This is a genomic window from Halomonas meridiana, from assembly GCF_009846525.1.
Taxonomy (GTDB): domain Bacteria; phylum Pseudomonadota; class Gammaproteobacteria; order Pseudomonadales; family Halomonadaceae; genus Vreelandella.
On sequence record NZ_CP024621.1, the window covers coordinates 1,462,858 to 1,484,385 of the forward strand.

Consider the following 21,528-nt stretch of genomic DNA (forward strand, 5'->3'; position numbering starts at 1 on the left):
ATGCTGAATCGATTCACTTTTGGACACAAGGGTTGTCTTTTTAGACTTTGGTCTGAAGAGGGTAAAACGGCTGCTAAACTGCCGTCTTCATTTAGGGGGAAACCAGCATGACACTTGCCGATATTGCCCGGCTCGCCGGGGTTTCGCGCACCACGGCAAGCTATGTAATCAACGGCCAGGCCGAGCAGCGGCGCATTAGCCCGGCCACTATCGATAAAGTGATGGCCGTTGTGCGTCAGCACCGCTATCACATTGACCCTCAGGCCGCCGCGCTGCGCCGTGGCGCTAGCCGGTTGATCGGTTTGATCGTGCCGGATTTAGAAAATATCAGCTACGCGCGCCTTGCCAAACGCCTTGAACGCGGTGCTCGAGAGCGTGGCTACCAGCTGCTGGTGGTGAGTTCTGATGACTGCGCGGACAGTGAGCGCACGCTGGCCTTGGCGCTCCGCGCCCAGCGCTGTGAGGTGCTGATTACTGCCAGCTGCCTGCCGGAAAACGACACCTTTTATACGGATATGGCCGACGAAGGGTGGAGCGTTGTTGGGATGGACAGGGGCCTGACGCCCGAGCGCTTTGCCAGCGTGGTGAGCAATGACCAAGAAGCCGCTTATGCGCTGACGCGCTCGGTGATGGGCAGTGCAACTCGGCGAATCGCGTGGTTGGATGCGATGCCTGAACTCTCGGTAAGCCGGGAGCGCCGTGCAGGATTTTTTGCCGCACTGGAAGGGAAGGGCGTTGAAGCCGTTACCTTTAGCGGTGGGCGCTACGAGCGGGATGTGGGCGTTGAACTGGCGCAACAGCTCTTTGCTGCAGGCGAGGTAGATGCGCTGGTCACGGCCTCCTACGCGCTGATGGAAGGTGTGTTTGATGAGTTGCTTGCCCAGGGCGGGCTGCCGGAGACGCTGCGGTTAGCCACTTTTGGTGACCACCGGCTGTTAGATTTTCTGCCTCAGCCGGTTAATTCGGCGTTGCAGGATTATGACCGCATCGCCGAGCTGACGCTTCAGTGCGCGCTGGGCGCGATGAATGGAAGCTACCAATGCGGGCAGCAGGTGGTCGCGCGCCGCCTGCGTACCCGCTGAGCGCAGGGCGCGCCCGGTTTATACCGTGCGTGCCTGTGCCCAGGCGTTCGCGTCTGGAATCGACATATCATAGCGTTCGCTAAGATAGGGCGAGGAGAGCAGAAAGTCGGCGCTAGCCGCATTACACGCCACCGGCACGTTCCACAGCGCGGCAAGGCGCAGCAGTGCTTTCACGTCCGGGTCGTGGGGCTGCGGTGCAAAGGGGTCCCAGAAGAAGATCAGCACGTCGAGCTGCTGCTCGGCGATGCGCGCCCCAATCTGCTGGTCGCCGCCTAGCGGCCCGCTCATTAAGCCTTCCACTTCTAGCCCCAGGGCGGTTTTCAACCGCCCTGCGGTGGTGCCTGTGCCAATCAGCGTGTGCTGGCTTAGTGTGTCTTGCCAGCGCGTCGCCCACTCCAGCATCTCGGTTTTTTTGCCATCGTGGGCAATCAGCGCAATACGCTTGCGCGGTTGCAGCGTGCGCACGGCTTGGCGGGGTGGGCGGGCATCGTTCATGGCATGGCTCTCCTGGTCGTTCGCTTATTATTGATAGTGCGGCGAGGCAGTTAGTTACTCGGCATCAACGGCCAGTACTTTCATGGTGTTGGTGCCACCGTGGGCATTCATATGATCGCCGCGAGTAAGAATGACATGCTCACCTGGGCGTGCCAATCCATGGGCCTTCAGCAGTTTGATGGCTTCATGGTTCACCTCGGTGGCCTCCATGTGCGTCGTATCGAATGGAATCGAGACTACGCCACGGTAGAGCGCCATGCGCCGTTGGGCGATGGGGCTGTGGGCCAAGCCGACAATCGGCAAGCCAGAGCGAATGCGCGAGGCAATCAGCGGCGTGTAGCCGGTGGAGGTCATGCAGGCAATGGCGCGTACACCGGTTAGGTGGTTGGCAGCGTACATAGCAGAAAGCGCGATGGTTTCATCGATCCGCTCGAAGCCTTCATGAATACGGTGGCCGGAGGCTTGGGCAATGCGCTCGCGCTCGGCACCCAGGCAGACGCGGTCCATGGCTTCGATGGTTTCCACCGGGTAGTCGCCTGCCGCCGTTTCCGCCGAAAGCATGACCGCATCGGTGGCGTCGAGCACGGCGTTGGCTACGTCGAAGACTTCCGCACGGGTAGGGAGCGGCGATTCGATCATCGACTCCATCATTTGGGTGGCCGTGATCACCGCGCGATTCAGTGAGCGGGCATGCTTGATAATGCGCTTTTGCGTGCCGATCAGCGCTTCATCGCCAATCTCTACGCCCAGGTCGCCACGGGCGACCATCACCGCTTCTGACGCTTCGATGATGGCGTCTAGGGTTTCGTCGTTGGCAACGGCCTCGGCACGCTCCAGTTTAGCGACCAGCCCGATCTCTTTGCCCTCGTCACCCAGCAGAGCGCGCGCTTCCTGCATGTCGGCGGCGCTGCGTGGGAACGAGACGGCGAGATAGTCTACGCCAATCTCGATGGCGGTTTTGAGATCTTCTTTATCCTTATCGGTCAGCGCCGGGGCAGAAAGACCGCCGCCTTGTTTGTTGATGCCTTTATTGTTGGACAGTTTGCCGCCCACGTGAACTCGGGTGTGAACTTCTTGCCCAACGATAGAAGTGACGTCCAGTACGACGCGGCCATCGTCCAGCAGCAGACGGTCACCGGGGGCGACGTCATCGATTAGCGCTTTGTAGTCACAGCCGACGCGCTCGTTACTGCCGCTATTGGCATCCAGCGCCATGTCCAGCACGAAAGGCTGGCCAACTTCGAGGTGAACGGCACCGTCGGCAAAGCGCGAAATGCGAATTTTGGGGCCTTGTAAGTCGCCTAGTGCAGCCACGCTGCGGCCCAGGCGCTGGGCGATCTCGCGGACAGCGCTTAGCCGACGGCGATGATCTTCGGCAGACCCATGGGAGAAATTCAGTCGCACCACGTCAACGCCCGCTTTTAGCATGGCTTCCAACACCCCAGGGCGGTCACTGGCTGGGCCAAGCGTGGCGACGATTTTGGTACGGCGTAGGGGAGTCGGGGACGTTGCACGTGTCATATGGTACTCCTGATGAGCAGCGTTGGCTGAACGAGGCCCGAAAAAAGGGCGGGTGAATCGTTGATTAAGTATTGGACTACGATAGCCTTTATATAGTAATTTTACTACATATTGGATAGTTATTAGCCTTTAGGGGCGGTTATGGCAGGTTTTAATCGGCCTATAGGTGATTAAATACGTATTTTTAGTAATTTTTTTACTGGATACGCCATCTACGACCACTGCTTGATTGAGGTGCTACCATGACAATAAGAGTTGCCATTAACGGATTTGGACGGATTGGCCGTAACGTACTGCGTGCGCTGTATGAAAACGGCTACCGTGATCGCGTTCAGGTAGTTGCGATCAACGATCTGGGTGACCCTTCCCTAAACTCCCATCTCCTGCGCCATGACACGGTGCACGGTCACTTCCCGTTCAGCGTCGAGCATGATGCCGAGAGCATCAGCGTGGATGGTGATCGCATCGCGATCTCCTCCGAGCGCGACCCGGCCAACCTGCCCTGGGCGTCCATGGATATCGACCTCGTCATGGAGTGTACTGGCTTGTTCACCAAACGCGAGGCGGCCGCTAAGCACATCGCTGCCGGTGCCAAGCGCGTTCTTATTTCAGCCCCAAGCCCGGATGCGGATGCCACCATCGTTTACGGTGTGAATGACGACATTCTGACCGCTGAGCACACGGTGGTATCGAATGCGTCTTGCACCACCAACTGCTTGGCACCAGTCGCTAAAGCGCTGAATGACGCCGTTGGTATCGAAAACGGCCTAATGACCACCGTTCACGCCTACACCAATGACCAGAATCTGTCGGATGTGTATCACTCCGACCCGTACCGTGCCCGTAGCGCCACCCACTCCATGATTCCGACCAAAACCGGCGCTGCGGCAGCCGTGGGTTTGGTACTGCCGGAGCTGGCGGGCAAGTTCGATGGCTTGGCGGTGCGTGTACCGGTGATCAACGTCTCTCTGGTGGACCTGACTTTCACGGCGGGCCGTGAGACCACCAAGGAAGAGATCAACGAAATCGTCGAAAAAGCCGCTGCGAACTCGCCGGTCTTGGCGGTCAACGCCCAGCCGCTGGTTTCCATCGACTTCAACCACGATGCGCACTCGTCTACCTTTGACGCTAACCATACTCGCGTTAATGGTCGTCTGGTGAAGATCATGGCGTGGTACGACAACGAGTGGGGCTTCTCCAACCGTATGTTGGATACCGCCATCGCGATGCAGAAAACCGCGCAATAATCCCGCCGTTTTAGGGGGAGTCCGCTAAGGACAAGTATCGCCCAGCAGCAGCTCAGTTTTGAGCAGCTGCTGGGTTTTTGGTATCCGCCCCAAAATCATTTTGGCGGCGACTCGTCCTTTGCCTGCGCTGTCCTGGCGCACGGTCGTCAAACGAGGGGCACGGTACTGGCCTTCGGCAATGCCATCGAACCCCGTAATGCGTAACGCCTCCGGTACGTGAATGCCCCGCTGCTCGGCCAGCGTCAGCGCGGTGAGCGCAATGCGGTCTGACATGCACAGCAGCAGGTCGGGGCGCTGCTCGTCGGGCAAATCAATAATCTCGGTAATCACCGGTGAGCACACGTCGAACACGTTCTCCTCGATGTTCCATAGCGGAATCTGTTCGGTATCAAAACCATGCTCGCTGAGCGCGGCGTGAAACCCGGCTAGACGTGCCCGGCTGATCGTACTGCTGTCGGGCAGCATCGTATGCGCCTTCGTCACTCGGCCATTGCAGTGCTCTTTGGTCAAGCGCAGGTTGATGATGGCAGGACGGGCAGGGCGCTCTTTGAGGGCATGCATGGCCATGGCGTAGCTGGCATCGCGGTCATCGATGTGCACGGTGGGACAGCCGTCGATATCGAAGTCGACCGATACCAGGGGGCGCTGGGAGGGCAGTTCATTCAGCAGTTTATTGTTGGGCATCAAACCGTACACGATGAAGCCATCGGCGATATTAGCCGAGCCGGGCGGCTGCGATGCGTGGCCTCGGCCCGGTAATAGCAGCATGGTATGGCCGTGGGCATCCAGCACTTCAGCCACACCAGAGAGAAACTCACTGGCGACGGCATCGTTCAAGCTGTAGGTCAGGCTTTCGGCTAGAATCACCGCCACGATGCTGGAGCGTCCGGTGCGAAGGCTGCGCGCTTTGGCATCGGGGCCGCTATACCCTAAGCGCTTGGCTTCTTTGAGAATACGATCGCGCAGCAGCGGAGAGAGCTGATCGGGGCGGTTGAAGGCGTTGGAAATCGTCGCGGTAGAGACGCCGAGTTCGAGCGCAAGGTCCTTTAGGGTCATTCGGCGAGGGGCGGTCACGGTGCTTCCTAAACAGGTGAAGAACGTTGGTGGAGAGAGTGCGTGCCGGACGCATTTATAGCGCAGGCTAATTATTTAATTGTCGCGCACAAGAATAACGGCCTTGATGGTGTGTCGACTACCCTCTTCGAAAGGTGTCTCACCCAGCCAAGGCCGTGATGGGTCTGTCAATCAGTGTTTAAGCTGCCGAGCGCGCGTTGCCAAGTGTCAACGCGGCGCCGCTTTCATCGAATAGGTGTACGTGTTCGGTATCTGGTACCAGCGACACCTGCTGGCCCTCTTGCCACTGGCTGGGTGCTTCGCTGCGATGGATCAGCAGGGTCGACCCCGCTTTCGGCTCCAGATACACGTAGACCTCGTTACCGAGGTACTCGACGTTGACGATATCGAAGCAGTTATCGCCTTGGGGCGCTTCCAAACGAAGGTGCTCGGGGCGCACTCCGAGCGTGAGCGAGGTGCCTTGTGAGTAAGCGTCGCCCGCTTGGGGAAGCGATACGTCGCCGATGCCGGCTGCTTTGACGCGGCAGCCGTCGGCGGTACCGCTGATCAGCTCGGCGGGCATGAAGTTCATGGTGGGCGAGCCAATGAAGCCGGCGACGAATTTGGTGGCCGGACGCTGGTACAGTTCATGGGGACTGCCCACTTGTTCCACATGGCCCCGGTTGAGCACTACGATTTTATCCGCCAGGGTCATGGCTTCGACCTGATCGTGGGTCACGTAGATCATGGTAGAGCCAAGACGGTTATGAAGGCGGGCGATTTCGTTACGCATCTGCACCCGCAGCGAGGCATCCAGGTTGGAGAGTGGCTCATCGAACAGCAGGATGCGCGGCTCCCGCGCCATGGCGCGTCCCATCGCCACGCGCTGGCGCTGGCCGCCAGAGAGGGCTTTGGGTTTGCGGTGCAGAAGCTCTTCCAGCTGCAGGATTTTGGCCGTGCTCATCACTCGTTCGTGAACGGTCTCTTTGGCGGTGTTGGCCAGTTTCAGGCCAAAAGCCATGTTGTCGTAGACGGTCATGTGCGGGTAGAGCGCGTAAGACTGAAACACCATGCCCACGCCGCGCTCGCGGGGGGCAGGTCGTTCACCACGGTGCCGCCAATGTTTAGGTCGCCATCGGTGATCGATTCAAGCCCGGCAATCAGGCGCAGAAGGGTGGATTTACCGCAGCCGGAGGGGCCCACGAACACGACAAACTCACCGTCGCCAATGGAAAGATCAACGTCTTTGATGATGTGATCGCGGCCAAATACCTTATTGACCTTTTCAAGCGTAACACTTGCCATGGTAACTCCTTGCCGACCTCGACCGGAGCGGGTCGGCTATCGTTATTAACTGTTATGGGCGGCGTTTAGGCAACCTGCATAAAGGCGGCTTGGTACGCGGGCAGCGTGAGCGTGCTGCCGTCTCGCGTGGCGGTAAAGTGGACGACCGGCAAGTCGCTTGCGACCTCCACAGGCAGGGTAGTTTGCTGCTCTTGTCCGGTCAGGTTGAACACGCACAGCAGGGTCTCGTCGCCTTTTTGACGGGTAAAGCCGAGCAGGTCGTCACCGACATCGACCAAGGACAAATTGCCATCAAACAGCGCCGGGTGGCTGCGGCGGAACGCCAGCAGGGCCCGTACGGTGTTGAGCGTGGCGTTGGGGTCATCCTGCTGGCGGCTTACTGCCAACTCCAAATGGCGAGCTTCCATGGGCAGCCACGGTTCCACCGAAGAGAAGCCGCCCTGTTCGCCGTCGGTCCAGGGCATGGGCGTGCGGCAGCCGTCGCGGCCTTTAAACTCAGGCCACAACACTTTGCCGTAGGGGTCTTGAATGCGCTCGAAGGGCACGTCCGCTTCCGGCAGGCCCAGCTCTTCGCCTTGGTACAGGCACACGCTGCCACGCAGCGAGAAAAGCATCGCCAGCATCACTTTCGGGTAGGCGTGGGGATCTTCGTCAGCGCCCCAGCGTGTCGCGCTACGCACCACATCGTGGTTGGAAGTTGCCCAGCAGGGCCAGGCGTCACCTGCCAAGCGTTGGAAACGCTCGATCACTTCGCGCAGGTAGCTCGCGGAGTGGGGCATGTTGAGCAGGTCGAAAGTGTACGCCATGTGCAGCTTATCGCCACCGGCGGTGTACTCGGCCATGCGCTCTAGCGGGTTATCGTCGCCAATCTCACCCACGGTGGTAGTGCCGGGGTACTCATCCATCAGCGCGCGTAGGTCTTTGAGGAAGTCCAGGTTTTCCGGGCGGCTGAGGTCGTAGACATGGCGTTGCCAGGTATAGGGGTTCGCTTCCGGTGCACCCAGGGTTTTGGCTTCGCCTTTCGGTACCGGCGGGTTGTCCCGCAGCTCGGCATCGTGGAAGTAGAAGTTGACCGTATCCAAGCGAAAACCGTCGACGCCCAAATCCAGCCAGAAACGCATGTTGTCGAGCTGTGCCTGACGCGCTTCCGGGTTGTGGAAGTTCACGTCCGGCTGGCTGGTCAGGAAGTTGTGCAGATAGTACTGCTGGCGGCGGGAATCGAAGGTCCACGCCGAGCCGCCAAAAATCGACAGCCAGTTGTTGGGCGGTGTGCCGTCGGGTTTCGGGTCGGCCCACACAAACCAGTCGGCTTTAGGATTGGTGCGATCTTGGCGGCTTTCCTGGAACCAGGGGTGCTGATCGGAGGTATGGCTGATCACCTGGTCGATCATCACTTTCAAGCCCAGCGAGTGAGCTTTTTCCAGCAGCGCCTTGAAGTCTTCCAGCGTGCCGAACATCGGATCCACGTCGCGGTAGTCGCTCACGTCATAGCCGAAGTCGAGCATCGGAGAAGTAAAGAAGGGCGATAGCCAGATGCCGTCCACGTTGAGGGAGGCCACGTAATCCAGCTTTTCGGTGATGCCGTTCAGATCGCCTACGCCGTCGCCGCGGCTGTCTAAGAAGCTACGCGGATAGATTTGATAAATAACGCCGCCGCGCCACCACATCATGTTGTCTTGCATTGCTGTGTTCCTTAAAAAAGTGGCTGACGGATAAACATCAGCCCATCAATATATTCGTTGCGTGGGTTAGCCTTTGACGGCACCCGCGGTCAGGCCCGATACGATGCGGCGCTGGAAAATAATGACCAAAATCACCAGCGGTACGGTGACCACGACGGAGGCTGCCATGATCGGCCCCCAGGGCAGTTCGTAGGCACTACCGCCTGACAGAAGGGCAATCGCAACCGGCACCGTGCGCTGCGCATCGGTCAGTGTGAAGGTCAGTGCGAATAGAAACTCGTTCCAGGCGGCGATGAATGCCAGCAGGCCCGTGGTCGCCATGGCCGGCCACATCAGCGGCAAAAACACCTTGGTGATGGTCACCCAGGGCGTCGCCCCATCCATGATGGCCGCCTCTTCCAGCTCCATGGGGAGCTGCTTCATAAAGGTGGTGAGCACCCACACTGTGAAGGGCAGGGTAAAGATGGTGTAGCTGAGGATGAGGCCTGCCGGGTTGTTGTAGAGATTCAGCGCGCGAATCACCTCGAACAGCCCAGAGAGCACTGCCACTTGAGGGAACATCGAAACCCCTAGAATGACCAGCAGTACGGTGGAGCGGCCCCGAAAGCGTACCCGACCCAGCGCATAAGAAGCGGTGATGCCTAGCAGAAGCGCGATGAATACCACGCTGAACGCGACGATGATTGAGTTGAAAATCGCCCGCACGAAGCTCGATTGGCTAAAGATTTGTGCGTAGTTATCCAGGTTCCAGGTCGATGGCCATAGCTCCACGCGGAACAGGTCGCTGGAGGGTTTCACCGAGGTAATCACCGCGTAATAAAACGGGAACACCGCATACACCATGATGACGGCAATCAGTGCCCAGAACCCGACGCGTTTCGCTACTTTGGTTAACTGACGGCTGTTCATCAGTCACCTCCCAATTGAATCTGTTTGCGGCCCAGGTAAAGATAAGCCACGGTGGCCAGCGCGATGATCAAGAACAGCAGCGTTGATGCGGCGCTGCCGTAGCCGACATCCTGAAACTCGACGAGCTGCTGGCGCGCGTAGACCGACATCGACATCGTGCTGGTGGAGTTGGAGGTCAATACATAGATCACGTCGAAGACCCGCAGGGCATCCAGCAGGCGGAAGATGACCGCCACCATCAGCGCCGGAGTGATCAGCGGTAGCGTGACCTTGAAGAACACGCGCACGGGGTGAATACCATCCACCTCGGCGGCTTCGTAACAATCTTTGGGCAGCATCTGCAGCGCGGCCAGGACCAACAGAGCTACGAAGGGAATCGTTTTCCAAACGTCGACCATGATCACCGCCCACATGGAGTAGGTGGCGCTGGCCGTCCAGGCGATCGGATCATCGATGATGCCGATCATCATCAGCAGGTGGTTGATGATGCCGAACTGGTCGTTGAGCATCCACGCCCACATCTGAGCCGACACGATGGTAGGAATGGCCCAGGGAATCAGCACGGCCGCCCGAACGATCACGCGGCCTTTGAATTCTGCGTTCAAAATCAGTGCGACGATGACGCCGAAAACGACTTCGAGCGATACCGACACCACCGAGAAGTAAACCGTGTTCCACACGGACTGCCACCACACCGGGTCCGCCAGCACGCCAAACCAGCGACCGTTGTCGTAGACCAGGTAGTTTTCGAAACCGATCAGATTCGCCGAGCCCAAATCGGAGAGCGACGCATCGGTAAAACTCAGGAAAAACGTACGTAGTAACGGCCAGCCCGCCACCAGCGTGAGGGCAATCAGCATGGGGGCTAAGAACAGCCACGCCGCCTTGACGCGTTGGCGGCGGACCTTGGTACCCCGTTGCCGCCGCGCTGGCGTGGCGGAACGCGCCCCGAGGGGCGCGTTTTGGTGAGAGTGGTGAGAAGAGCTCGACATAGGTGTCTCCGCGTTTACCAGTTGCGACGCTTCAGGCGCAGCAATTCGCCTTCAAGGTCGGCGACGGCTTGAGCGCCATCTTTGGTGCCGGATAGCACGTCATGAGAGGTGCTGAAGAACGCGTTGCTGACACGGCCATAGGCATCGCCCGTGGGGGCAGAGGGGCGGGCCACCGCGTTGGTGAACGTATCGTAAAGCGTGCCGAAGAAGGGCACGGCATCCAGCACTTCCTGGTCTTGGTAGAGCGAATCGATCGTCGGGTTGTAAGAAGCCTGAATGGCGCGGCGCTTCTGCTCTTCTTCACCGGTCAGGTAAGCAACCAGGTCCGCCGCGATGTCAGGATGCTCGCTGTAGCGCGACACGGCCAGGTTCCAGCCGCCCAGGCCCGCGGCGCTCTGGCCCTCTTCACCGCCGGCAGGCAGCTGCACGACGCCTACTTTGCCGCGCACGTCGCTATCGTCACTCTGGGCCAGTGACCACGCGTAGGGCCAGTTGCGCATGAAGACGGCATTGCCGCCCTGGAAAACACCCCGTGCTTCCTCTTCGGTGTAGTTCAGCACGCCTTCAGGGGAGATGTCGCCAATCCAAGAGGCGGCCAGATCCAGCGCTTGGGCAGCGCGCTCGTTGTTGATGGTCACTTCGCCTTCGTTATCGACCACGGTGCCGCCGCCAAAACTGGCAACCCACTCGAGAGCGTTGACGGTCAGGCCTTCGTAGGCGCGGCCTTGGAACACGAAGCCTTGCATACGGTCGTTGCCCGCTTCACGCTCGGCGTTTTGGATATCGCGCGCGATCTCCGTCAGCTCTTGCCACGTGGTGGGCACCTCGTGGCCATGCTTTTCCAGCAGGTCTTCGCGGTAGTAAAGAACACCCGCATCGGTAAACCAGGGCATGGCGACTAGGCGGTCGTCGATGGTGTTATTGGTCACGATGGTGTCGAAGTGACCGGCAGCGGCGTCTTCACCCAGCACTTCGCGTAGATCAAGCAGGTGGTTGGCCAGCAGGCCCGGCCACACCACGTCAATCTGCATCACGTCGATATCGCTGGAGTTAGCGGAGAGAATTTGTTGATAGAGCGACAGGCGCTCAGTAGACGAGTTGGGCGTTGAAACCACATCGACGCTGTGGCCGGTTTTCTCTTCCCAAGCGCGCACGCCTTCTTGGCAAAGGGTCAACTCTGCGCCAACCGCACCACAGGAGATCGTCAGTTCGGCCGCCTGGGCAGACCCGGTGGCACTGGCAAGACTGGCCAAAGCAATAGCTGAAGTGAGTAGTGTCTTTTTCATTACGGCGTTCCTCGGCGTTTATTGTTGTGGGTGATGGGGTATCAATGCGCTCATAGCGCCTACTTAAACGATTAAGTACGCTGCCAGTTAGCCGTCTGTCGTCGTGAAGTTCAATAGCGACTTTTGTCTAATCTATGTCAATTCAATTTCTCTAAGATAAATAACCTTTTAGACATTGGTCGATAATTAGTAAAAGCTTGTTGGTTTACGTGCTCTTAATCGATTAAGTTTCAACTGTCACTCTATCTTCACACAACACGAAAGTTGCTTTGCAACACGTTGGGTCAATCACCTTGTCGCGTTGTTGGGCACAGGCTTCGGCGAGTCGAAGTAATGACACGGGTGGCAGCACTGAAACGCTGGCTTTTTTACACCGGTTTTGGGGCCGGTGATCAAAAAGTAGGGAGCCAAACGGGTTCGGGCGTTCGGGATAAAAAACAATAGGATTTAACACTAGGGTTGAAAAACAATGCATAAAATGACGTTCAAAACACCTTTAGCCATTGCCGTCGCCGCTGCCAGCTTCGGTCTTTGCGGTGCCGCCAATGCTGACATGACCTTGGAAGAGCGCTTTGCCGAGCTGGAAGCACGCATTGCAGCTGCTGAGCAGCGGGCTGAAGCGGCCGAGCGCCGCGCCGAGCTAGCCGAGCAAGGTCGTGGAACCGCGCCTGCATCCAGCGCCCCGGCTGCGGCGACTACCAATGCCGATATCGAAGAGCGCCTGGCCCGCGTCGAACGCCAGGCTAGCGGCGAAGAGGGTTTCTCGTTCAACGTGTATGCTCGCTCTGGCCTACTGATCGGTGAAGATGGCAAAAGCGCACCGGGCGGCCCGTACCTAACGCCCGCCGGTGGTAATGGCGGCGCGGTGGGGCGTTTGGGTAACGAGCCGGACACCTACTCTGAAGCCATCCTGAACTACCGCATGCAGTTCGATAACGGCGCCAAAGCCCGTTACACCACCATGCTGGCCCATGGCACCAATTCCAGCAACGACTGGGTGGGCGATGACACCAACCTGAACGTGCGTCAGGTGTACGCAGAATTCAGCGACCTGCCGAGCTTCACCGGTGCCTTCGAGAACGCCTCGATTTGGGCCGGTAAACGGTTTGATCGTAATAACTTCGACATTCACTGGCTCGACAGCGATGTGGTCTTCCTCGCCGGTACCGGTGGCGGTGTGTACGACGTGCAGCTGGCGGAGAACTGGAAAACCAACTTCTCGCTCTATGGTCGCAGCTTCAGCGACTACCCGGTCATCAACCGTGAAAACCCCGGCTTGGATGGCGAAAACAGCGATACCGACAACCTGGTCCTGACCTCCAATAACTACTTCGGTAACTGGCAGGTGATGGTCAACGGCATGTCCGCTGCCGATAACGACGAGCGCGATATTGGCGTGGGTCAAACCGCTGCCGATACCGGTTGGCACACCATGGTGGCCTACCACGGTGATAGCTTCTTCGGTATGGGCGACGGTAACTTCAAGGCCGCCGTACTGCACGGCCAAGGCCTGGGTGCCGAGGTGAAAGGCTTGGGTAGCAACGGCGACTTGACCGATGATGCTAGCGCAACACGTCTGGCACTCTACGGTACGACCTACCTCGCTCCGCAGTGGCGTATTGCGCCGGCCATTCTGGCAGAAACCAGCGACGACCGTTTTGCTAGCGGCGACAGCTACGACTGGGCCACTCTGAACGTTCGCCTGGCGAATGAGATTAACCAGAACTTCGAAATGCAGTACGAAGCCAGCTACCAGTGGATGGACTTCGAGCCGCAGGGCTACAGCGGTCGCAATGCGGTGGACGGCGACTACATGAAGTTCACCATCGCCCCGACCTTCAAGCCGGAAGTTGGCGGGTTCTGGAAGCGTCCTGAAATTCGTCTGTTCACCACTTACAGCGACTGGGATGAGAGCCTGAACAGCTACGGTGCCAGCTCTCTGGGCAGCGACGGTTTCACAGGTGGTGAGTTTACCTTCGGTGTCCAGACCGAAGTATGGTTCTAAGCGCGAACCGCTCGCTAGCAAGACTGTTTTGAGCTCATGGAGACATGAGCGACGTTTGCCAATGCTGATTGCCCGCGACTCGTCGCGGGCTTTTTATTGTCCAAATGAGTAGCCTAAGTCATGAGACGAGGACGTTGGTAGACACACAGGAGAGGGCCATGCCGCTGCTACAAGAAAAGCTTACCGCACCGACGTTGCCACTGGGCGTCGTGGCAAGGCCACGCCTCAATGATGCCTTTGCATTGAACGAGCGCGTGCGCCTGCTTCTCGTTCAAGCCCCGTCGGGCTATGGAAAGACCACGCTACTGGCAGAACGCCTACCCGCCCTAGAGCAAGACGCCGCCTGGCTGCGCCTGGACCAGCGCGATAATCAGCCCGAACGCTTTTTGCGCTACTGGCAAGCCGCCATCGATACGCTGTTACGGGAGGATGCGCTGCTGTCGCCTTTGTCCGAGGCGGCGGACTGCGTGGAGCAGCTAGAGCGCTGGCTGGGCGAGCTGCCAAAGCAGCGAGCCGCTTGTCGGCTGGTCTTGGATGAGTTCGAACACCTGACGCATCCTGACATTTTGGCCGGACTGGCCCACTGGCTGCGCCATCAACCGCCCTGGCTGACCCTGACTCTGGCAAGTCGCTCTCGGCCTGCGCTGGGCCTTGCCAGTCTGCGGCTGCGCGGCGAACTCGAAGAGATCGATCTAGGCGCCTTGGCCTTCGATAGCGAAGAGGCGCAAACCCTCTGCGCCGAGCAGCTCAGTTTTCCGCCTACTCGGGTGAGCCTGGAGCGGGCGCTGCGCCGAAGCGGCGGCTGGGTGATGGCCCTGAACTGGCTGGTGGAGCGTACGACGACCCGCGCCGGATTCGATGCGCTGGTCGAGCGGCTAAACGGCGGTCATCCCGATTTTGTGGCCTGGTTCGATGAACGGCTGGCCGAGGCGCTGCCCCCTGAAGAGCGTGAACTCCTGCTGCAGCTTGGAGTGCTGGAGCATTTCTCCCCCGAATTGATGGCGCGCCTGCTAGAGGGCGAGCGGCTTACCCAGCGGCTCGATGCCTTCGAGCAAGCGGGTCTGTTCATCGAGCGGCCCGACCCCCACGCCCAGTGGTACCGCTTTCAACGGCTGTTCGGGGAGTACCTGCGCCACCGTCGCCACGAGCTTAGCCTTGCCACCCAGCGCACCCTGCATCAGCGGGCCAGCCAAGCCTGGTTGGCACTCAACGACCCGATCATGGCACTGCGCCAAGCCATTTTGGCGGAATCGCCCGAGGAGGTGGCTAGTCTACTGGTCGCGCAAGGGCCAGCGCTGTTGGCCAGCGGGGCCTACGCGCTGCTGGCTCAAGGGCTTGGGCTGCTGGGGGAGCCGAAAATCTCGACACGCCCAGAGCTGGCGCTGCTCTACGGCTGGGTCTCCCATGCGCAGTTCCAGTTCGATATCACCGCACGAGTCATCCAATGGATCGAAGCGCAGCTGGAGGCCCCAGAGTGGCAGCGGTTGACTGCCGAGTTTGCCACCCTGCGCGCCCAATTAGCGATCAATCAGGGCAACGCCGAGCGCGCTGCGCCGCTCGCTGAACAGGCGCTGGCCGTGCCCGCCCGCTATTTAGCCTCCACCCCGCTGACCGCGACCGCCATCTTGAGCGAGGCGCGTTTCGTGCTGGGCTATCTGGACGAGTCGCTGCAACGGGTGCGCGAGGTGGAGCGTCTGGCACGCCAGCGAGAGGATCACCAGCTACTGCTGTGGTCATTCTGCCATCAGTCGGAAACGCTGGTGGCCCAGGGGCGCTTGCAGGCCGCTTACGATATTCAAGAGCGCGCTTTTGCCCATCTGGAGCGGGCAGAGCTCGAGCACCTGCCCGTGGCGGAGTTTCTCTACCGGATTCGCAGCCAAGTGCTCTGGGAGTGGCATCGCCTGGATGAAGCCGAGCAGGCCGCACTGAAAGGCATTGCCGTGCTGGACAACCAGGGCGAGCGCTGGACGCTGCAGTGCCACATTCAACTGGCCAAAATTGCCCAGAGCCGTGGCGATCAGGCTCAGTGCGCTGACCATATTCGGCGGCTGCGTAAAATCCTGGCCGAAGGCGATTACCATATCGACTGGGTCGCCAATGCCCACGCCACGCTGCTGGCCTGGTGGCACTCCACGCAAGACCTCGACGCTGTGGAGCGCTGGCGTCAGGAAGCGCCCGCGCCCATCACCGAAGGGGCCACCAACCACTTTGCCCAATGCAACGTACGCAATCACGCTCGGGCGCTTACGCTGCTGGGCCGCTTTGATGAGGCCCGCGCGCTGCTGGAAGCACTCGAAGTCCATACTCAAAGACTTGGGCTGGTCACCGATGCCAACCGCAACCAGCTCTGCCTCGCGGCCGCTGCGTGGTCGGCTGGCCAGGAGGAGCAAGCCCGGCACCATATGCATCAAGCGCTCAGTTTGGCGTCTCGCACGGCGTTGATAGGCAGCTTTTTGCGCATGGGCAAACCGCTGGGAGATCTGCTGTCGGGCTTATTGACGGACGGCACGCTATCAGCCTTGGAGCAGGCGAGGGCAGAGCGGCTGCTGGCGCTGGCGGGTCAGCAGAAAGACTTTGGAAGCGCCCGACGCTTGATGTTGGACGAAACGGTGATCGCGGATATCGTCGCAAGACCTGACGTGCCGGAACTGATTCGCACGTCGCCGTTGACCCGCCGCGAATGGCAAATCCTGGGGCTGATCCACGCCGGGCTCTCCAATGAACAGATTGCCGAACAGCTCTCGGTGGCGCCGACTACCATCAAGACCCATATCCGTAGCCTTTACCAAAAGCAGAACATTCGCCGTCGAGACGAAGCCATTGCGCTGGCAGGGCAGCTCTTGGCGCATATTCAGGGGGAGTGAGGTGCCGTGTGACCACTCCTCCCCACGCCTACGCCTGATGCGCCCAGTGGGGGAGGATTCTATCAAGCGGCGTAGCCTGCATCATGCCGACCATGGGTGATGACTCAACGATTTGAGACACCGTCGGCAATAACAAGGATAAGGACCATGATGCAGACACCTTCTACTTCTCACTACGTTGGCAGCCAAGGAGCCGACTGGTGGCGCGGCGCGGTGATTTACCAAATCTACCCGCGCAGCTTTATGGACAGTCACGGCGACGGCATTGGCGATTTGAAAGGGGTGATCGACAAGCTCGACTACATCGCTTCATTAAACGTCGATGCGATTTGGCTGTCGCCGTTTTTTACCTCGCCGATGAAAGATTTCGGCTACGACATCAGCAACTACCGCGATGTCGACCCCATGTTCGGCACGCTGGAAGACTTCGACCGCTTGGTCGAAGCGGCCCACGCGCGGGGGCTGAAAGTGACGATCGATCAGGTGATGTCCCACACCTCCGACCAGCACGCGTGGTTCGAAGAGAGCCGCCAAAGCCGCGACAACCCCAAAGCCGACTGGTACGTATGGGCCGATCCCAAACCCGACGGCGCGCCGCCCACCAATTGGCAGTCGGTATTCGGCGGCAGCGCCTGGCAGTGGGATACCCGCCGCTGCCAGTACTATCTGCATAACTTCTTGGCCAGCCAGCCGGATCTTAACTTCCGCACCCCTGCGGTGGTCGACGCCATGCTGGAAGAGGTGCGCTTCTGGTTGGAGCGCGGCGTGGATGGCTTCCGGCTGGATGCGGTGAACTTCTGCACCCACGGCGAGTTAAAAGACAACCCGCCGCGCCAGGAAGTTACCGAGAGCTTCCTGGGCGTTCGCCCCGACAACCCCTACGGCTATCAGCTCCACCAATACGACAAAACCCAGCCAGAAAATCTGGTGTTTCTGGAGCGGCTGCGGGCGCTGCTGGATGAGTACCCCGGCACCACAAGCGTAGGTGAAGTGGGCGACGACGATGCGCTCGGCGTGATGGCGGAGTACTCCCAGGGCGGCAAGCGCCTGCACATGTGCTACTCGTTCAACCTGCTGACCGATAAAGCCGACCCTGGCTACTTGCACGAAACGCTCACCGAAATGGAAGCGCGCATTGGCGATGGCTGGCCCTGCTGGGCGCTGGGAAACCACGACGTAACGCGGCTGGCAACCCGCTGGCAGGCGGAAGGGCAGCTCGATAAGCTGCGCCTCTATTTGGTGTTCCTGTTCAGCCAGCGGGGCAGCGTATGCCTCTATCAGGGCGAAGAGCTGGGCCTGCCCGAGGCGGAGCTGACCTTCGAGCAGCTCGTCGATCCGGCGGGCATCACCTTCTGGCCTGCTTATAAAGGTCGCGATGGCTGCCGCACCCCGCACCCCTGGCAGGCGGACGCCCGCCATGCGGGCTTTAGCAGCGCTACTCCCTGGCTGCCGGTGCCCGATTCCCACGCAAGTTTGGCGGTGGACCAGCAAGAGCAGGATGCCGATTCGCTGCTCAATGCCTACCGAGCTTTTTTAGCCTTCCGCCGCACGCAGCCTGCGCTGGTTAAAGGCGACGTGCGCTATCACCCGGTACGCGACGAGGTGCTTTGCTTGGAGCGCACCTATCAGCAAACACGCCTGCTGGTGGCCCTGAACTTTAGCGATCAAACCGTGACCCGCCCGGCTCCCGAGGGTGCTGAAGCATTGAAGGATGCGCCTAAGTGGCTAAACGGCGAGTGGCAAGCAGGTACGCTGACGCTGCCGCCGTTTGGGGTGGCGATTGCCCGCTGCCCGCAAGCACAGGAGGAGGATGCGCCATGGGAGGTTTAACCCTCAGCGGCATCGGTAAATCCTTCGATGGTGTCGAAATCTCACGAGATATCGACCTCACCATCGAAGACGGCGAGTTCGTCGTTTTCGTGGGCCCCTCCGGGTGCGGTAAATCCACGCTGCTACGCATGATCGCGGGCTTGGAGGACATCACCACTGGGGATATGCAGCTCGATGGTCAGCGTATCAACGAGATTCCGCCCCAGGAGCGGGACATCGGCATGGTGTTCCAATCCTACGCGCTCTATCCGCACATGAGCGTGGCCGAGAACATGGCGTTTGGCTTGAAGCTGGCGCGCACCGACAAAGCGGAAATTCGCCGCCGCGTGGAGCACGCCGCCGAGATGCTGCACCTCACCGAGCTTTTGGAGCGCAAGCCCAAAGACCTCTCCGGCGGCCAGCGCCAGCGGGTCGCTATTGGCCGCACCCTGGTGAAAGAGCCCGCAGTGTTCCTGTTCGACGAGCCGCTTTCCAACTTGGATGCCGCGCTGCGCGTGGATATGCGGGTACAGATCGCCGCGCTGCATAAGCGCTTAAACGCCACCATGATCTACGTCACCCATGATCAGGTGGAGGCGATGACCTTGGCCGACCGCATCGTGCTGCTCTCGAAAGGGCGTATTGCCCAGGTAGGCGCGCCGCTGTCGCTGTATCACTTTCCCAATACCCTTGAGGTGGCGGAGTTTATCGGTTCGCCGCGTATCAATACGCTGCCGGTGACGGTGGTCGACCCCGGTGAGCGCCAAACGGTGGTGCGCCTGCATAGCGGTGAAACGCTGGCGGTGGCGGTAAACGGTCAGCAGCTTCAGGCCGGTGAGCACGCCACGTTAGGGTTGCGGGCCGAAGACTTCGTGGCGGCTGAGCAAGCGGATGCGACGCTGAGCGCCACGCTGATGGTGGCCGAAAAGCTGGGCTATGAAACTCTGGCCCACTGGCAGGTGGTGGGTATCGATACCCCTTTGACCCAGCGCCTGGATGGCCTGACACGGCTGGAAGAGGGGCAGGTCTCGCGCTTGGGAATTGCTGGTCAGCGCTGCCACCTGTTTGATGCCAACGGCAATGCCTGCCCGCGCCAAGTCATGGTGGATGGGGTGAGCCGATAATTTTTTAAAGAATTAAACTTTTTTTTAAAAAAGAGTGCATCCAATCGGTCTCCTTGTGTGTATCCCCTATACAGCCGCTATTTAAAGCGGTTGATACAAAACCCAAGGAGACTGAAATGACCATCCAACATATGACGCGTGCTACTCTCGCCGCTACCTTGATTGCATCCTTCAGTCACGTCGTGCTGGCTGACATGACGCCCGCCGAAGTCCAAGTACCGGACGGCAACACCGTCGCTCTCGAAACCGTGGGCGTTGGTGCTATTACCTACATGTGTGAAGCCAAAGAAGACGGCACCATGGGCTGGGTATTTAAAGGCCCGCACGCTGCGCTGAACGATAGCGAAGGCACCCAGGTAGGCAGCTACTACGGCCCGCCCGCCACTTGGGAAGCCCTGGATGGTTCTAAAATTACCGGCACCCAGCTAGCCGTGGCGCCGAATGGCGATGGCAACATTCCGCTGCAGCTTGTTGAAGCCAACCCGGCTGAAGGTGAAGGCGCCATGAGCGGCGTGAGCTACATTCAGCGCCTGAACACTCAAGGCGGCGTTGCCCCTGACGTTGCCTGTGACGAGGGCCACGAGGGCGCCACTGCCGTCGTGACGTATCAAGCCGACTACATCTTCTGGACCGCGAACTAAGCGCTCAAACACTGACTAAACTTTATTAAGTTCAGTAAGGCTAGGGACTCGTATCCAGGCTCCCTAGCCGCTATGCTTCTGGCAGTGCGACGACCGATGCCGGCGCGTTACCAGGGAGCGAAGATGTGTCTGAACGTGATATGTCTGAAACAGGTAAGGCTAACACCATTAGCACCGAGAACGGCCACGTAAGGCCCGCTCAAGAATTCGATTACGCTGATGCGCTCGCCCGCTGTGCCCGGGGAGAGCACGCAGCGCTACAACAGCTTTATCAATACGAAGGTGCCAAGCTGCTGGGCGTTGTTTTGCGCATAGTGAAAGACCGAGGCATGGCGGAAGATATCGTTCACGATGCCTGCCTGAACATTTGGCAGCGCGCGGACAGCTTCGACCCGCAAAAAGGCGCGGCCCGTACCTGGATCTTCAGCATTGCCCGCCACTTGGCGCTGAATGCCATCCGTGGCCGTGACCGCGAAGTGAGTGTCGACCTGGATGACCCCCACGAACTCGATGACGACGACACCTTCCAACAGGCGTCGCGGGTGACGGACGCCTTCGATTGGCAAACCGGCCAACGGATGGACGAGTGCCTGCAGCAGTTGGAAACCGAACGCCGTAACTGCGTGCTGCATGCCTATGTGGATGGTTTGTCCCATGCAGAGATTGCGGCGCACACGGGCGCGCCGCTAGGTACGGTCAAAGCCTGGATCAAGCGCAGCCTGCTTCGCTTACGGGAGTGTATGGCATGAGCCCTTCGAACGAACCCGATGACCTTCATGCCCTGGCCGGGGAGTACGTGCTAGGCACGCTGCCCATGGCCGAGCGTGAAGCCTTTGAGGCGCGTTTAGCCAACGACCCTGAATTGCAAAAAGCAGTGACGGCTTGGGAAGAGCGTTTCTTTCCCTATACCGCGATGGTGGACCCGGTCACGCCCTCCGATTATCTCTGGCCGCGTATCGAGCGCAGCCTAAACGCATCGGCCACCCGAGCACCACAGACGGTCTCCCGTCGTGCGCCGCGCGCTCATGTGCCGCGTAGCCGTTGGTGGCACAGCCTGCCGGTTTGGCGCGGAATCGCTGGGGCGGGATTAGCGGCTGCGCTGGCCATGGGGGTGTTGCTGACCAACGTCACGACCACTCCCGCAACGCCAGAGTACATGGTGGTGCTGCTCGCGCCGCAAACTCAGTCGGCGGGGTGGGTGGTACAGGCCGCGAATCGCCAGGAGATTCAGTTGATTCCTTTGGGCACGTTTGAAGTGCCCGAGGGCAAAGCGTTGGAGTTCTGGACCAAAGCCGATGATTGGCAAGCGCCTGTCTCGCTGGGGCTTGTAGAGCCAGGGCAACCGCTGCGCCTGCGGTTGGATCAGCTGCCACCGCTGGAAGATAACCAACTATTCGAGCTGACGCTGGAAGATGATGCTGGCTCGCCCACCGGGCTGCCCACCGGCCCGATTGAGTTTATTGGCCGCGCGGTCGAAATCTAACATCGCCACCCCTGGTGGCGATGCTCATTG

The 21,528-nt window shown here is 59.7% G+C and carries 17 protein-coding genes and 1 pseudogene; 9 read left to right on the top strand and 9 right to left on the bottom strand.

Annotated features, from left to right (window positions below):
• Positions 1-107 precede the first annotated feature (107 nt).
• Positions 108-1,082 carry a catabolite repressor/activator gene (cra, locus tag CTT34_RS07125; protein ID WP_159341810.1) on the top strand — a complete coding sequence of 325 codons (975 nt, stop codon included), beginning with the start codon at positions 108-110 and terminating at the stop codon, positions 1,080-1,082.
• Positions 1,083-1,100: 18 nt separating this feature from the next.
• Here the strand turns inward: cra and CTT34_RS07130 are convergent, their stop codons facing one another.
• On the bottom strand, positions 1,101-1,577 hold the full coding sequence (locus tag CTT34_RS07130) for a methylglyoxal synthase (protein WP_044629387.1): 477 nt from the start codon (positions 1,575-1,577) through the stop codon (positions 1,101-1,103).
• Positions 1,578-1,631: 54 nt separating this feature from the next.
• Positions 1,632-3,098: a pyruvate kinase gene (pyk, locus tag CTT34_RS07135; protein WP_159341811.1), complete on the bottom strand. Its 1,467-nt coding sequence runs from the start codon at positions 3,096-3,098 to the stop codon at positions 1,632-1,634.
• A gap of 242 nt (positions 3,099-3,340) precedes the next feature.
• Here pyk and gap point away from each other — a divergent pair, with 242 nt between their 5' ends.
• The gene (gene gap / locus CTT34_RS07140; RefSeq protein ID WP_159341812.1) at positions 3,341-4,345 is read left to right on the top strand and encodes a type I glyceraldehyde-3-phosphate dehydrogenase; all 1,005 of its coding nucleotides are present in this window, start codon (positions 3,341-3,343) and stop codon (positions 4,343-4,345) included.
• Positions 4,346-4,369: 24 nt separating this feature from the next.
• Here gap and CTT34_RS07145 read toward each other — a convergent pair whose 3' ends face one another.
• The 7 genes and pseudogenes from CTT34_RS07145 to CTT34_RS07170 all read right to left on the bottom strand — a co-directional run bounded on the left by CTT34_RS07145 (position 4,370) and on the right by CTT34_RS07170 (position 11,572).
• Positions 4,370-5,401, bottom strand: a complete 1,032-nt coding sequence (locus tag CTT34_RS07145) for a LacI family DNA-binding transcriptional regulator (protein ID WP_159343724.1) — start codon at positions 5,399-5,401, stop codon at positions 4,370-4,372.
• Positions 5,402-5,597: 196 nt separating this feature from the next.
• Positions 5,598-6,275 (bottom strand): ABC transporter ATP-binding protein, encoded by a 678-nt coding sequence (locus CTT34_RS18620; protein ID WP_368027263.1) that lies wholly within the window; start codon positions 6,273-6,275, stop codon positions 5,598-5,600.
• Positions 6,276-6,281: 6 nt separating this feature from the next.
• Positions 6,282-6,703, bottom strand: a pseudogene (locus CTT34_RS18625) (ABC transporter ATP-binding protein); the annotation flags it as partial.
• Positions 6,704-6,768: 65 nt separating this feature from the next.
• Positions 6,769-8,385 (bottom strand): alpha-glucosidase family protein, encoded by a 1,617-nt coding sequence (locus tag CTT34_RS07155; protein ID WP_159341813.1) that lies wholly within the window; start codon positions 8,383-8,385, stop codon positions 6,769-6,771.
• A 66-nt stretch (positions 8,386-8,451) separates the two neighbouring features.
• A complete protein-coding gene (locus tag CTT34_RS07160) occupies positions 8,452-9,294 on the bottom strand; it encodes a carbohydrate ABC transporter permease (RefSeq protein ID WP_159341814.1) in 843 nt (280 codons plus the stop codon).
• Positions 9,294-10,286 carry a carbohydrate ABC transporter permease gene (locus CTT34_RS07165; RefSeq protein WP_159341815.1) on the bottom strand — a complete coding sequence of 331 codons (993 nt, stop codon included), beginning with the start codon at positions 10,284-10,286 and terminating at the stop codon, positions 9,294-9,296. Before CTT34_RS07165 ends, CTT34_RS07160 begins: the two co-directional genes overlap by 1 nt.
• Before the next feature lie 14 nt (positions 10,287-10,300).
• Positions 10,301-11,572, bottom strand: a complete 1,272-nt coding sequence (locus tag CTT34_RS07170; protein ID WP_159341816.1) for an ABC transporter substrate-binding protein — start codon at positions 11,570-11,572, stop codon at positions 10,301-10,303.
• A gap of 469 nt (positions 11,573-12,041) precedes the next feature.
• Between CTT34_RS07170 and CTT34_RS07175 the strand changes: the two genes are divergently transcribed.
• From CTT34_RS07175 to CTT34_RS07205, 7 genes are all read left to right on the top strand, one after another.
• Positions 12,042-13,577 (top strand): carbohydrate porin, encoded by a 1,536-nt coding sequence (locus tag CTT34_RS07175; RefSeq protein WP_159341817.1) that lies wholly within the window; start codon positions 12,042-12,044, stop codon positions 13,575-13,577.
• A gap of 158 nt (positions 13,578-13,735) precedes the next feature.
• A complete protein-coding gene (malT, locus tag CTT34_RS07180; protein WP_159341818.1) occupies positions 13,736-16,441 on the top strand; it encodes an HTH-type transcriptional regulator MalT in 2,706 nt (901 codons plus the stop codon).
• A gap of 147 nt (positions 16,442-16,588) precedes the next feature.
• Positions 16,589-18,271 (top strand): alpha-amylase family glycosyl hydrolase, encoded by a 1,683-nt coding sequence (locus tag CTT34_RS07185; RefSeq protein WP_159341819.1) that lies wholly within the window; start codon positions 16,589-16,591, stop codon positions 18,269-18,271.
• A complete protein-coding gene (ugpC, locus tag CTT34_RS07190; RefSeq protein ID WP_159341820.1) occupies positions 18,259-19,374 on the top strand; it encodes a sn-glycerol-3-phosphate ABC transporter ATP-binding protein UgpC in 1,116 nt (371 codons plus the stop codon). Before CTT34_RS07185 ends, ugpC begins: the two co-directional genes overlap by 13 nt.
• A 116-nt stretch (positions 19,375-19,490) precedes the next feature.
• Positions 19,491-20,015 (top strand): DUF3455 domain-containing protein, encoded by a 525-nt coding sequence (locus CTT34_RS07195; RefSeq protein WP_159341821.1) that lies wholly within the window; start codon positions 19,491-19,493, stop codon positions 20,013-20,015.
• 125 nt (positions 20,016-20,140) lie between these two features.
• Complete coding sequence (locus tag CTT34_RS07200) at positions 20,141-20,764, top strand: sigma-70 family RNA polymerase sigma factor (RefSeq protein WP_254436466.1); 624 nt, start codon at positions 20,141-20,143, stop codon at positions 20,762-20,764.
• Positions 20,761-21,498, top strand: coding sequence for an anti-sigma factor (locus CTT34_RS07205; RefSeq protein WP_159341822.1), 738 nt, complete (start codon positions 20,761-20,763; stop codon positions 21,496-21,498). The genes CTT34_RS07200 and CTT34_RS07205 overlap by 4 nt, the downstream gene beginning before the upstream one ends.
• Positions 21,499-21,528: the final 30 nt, after the last annotated feature.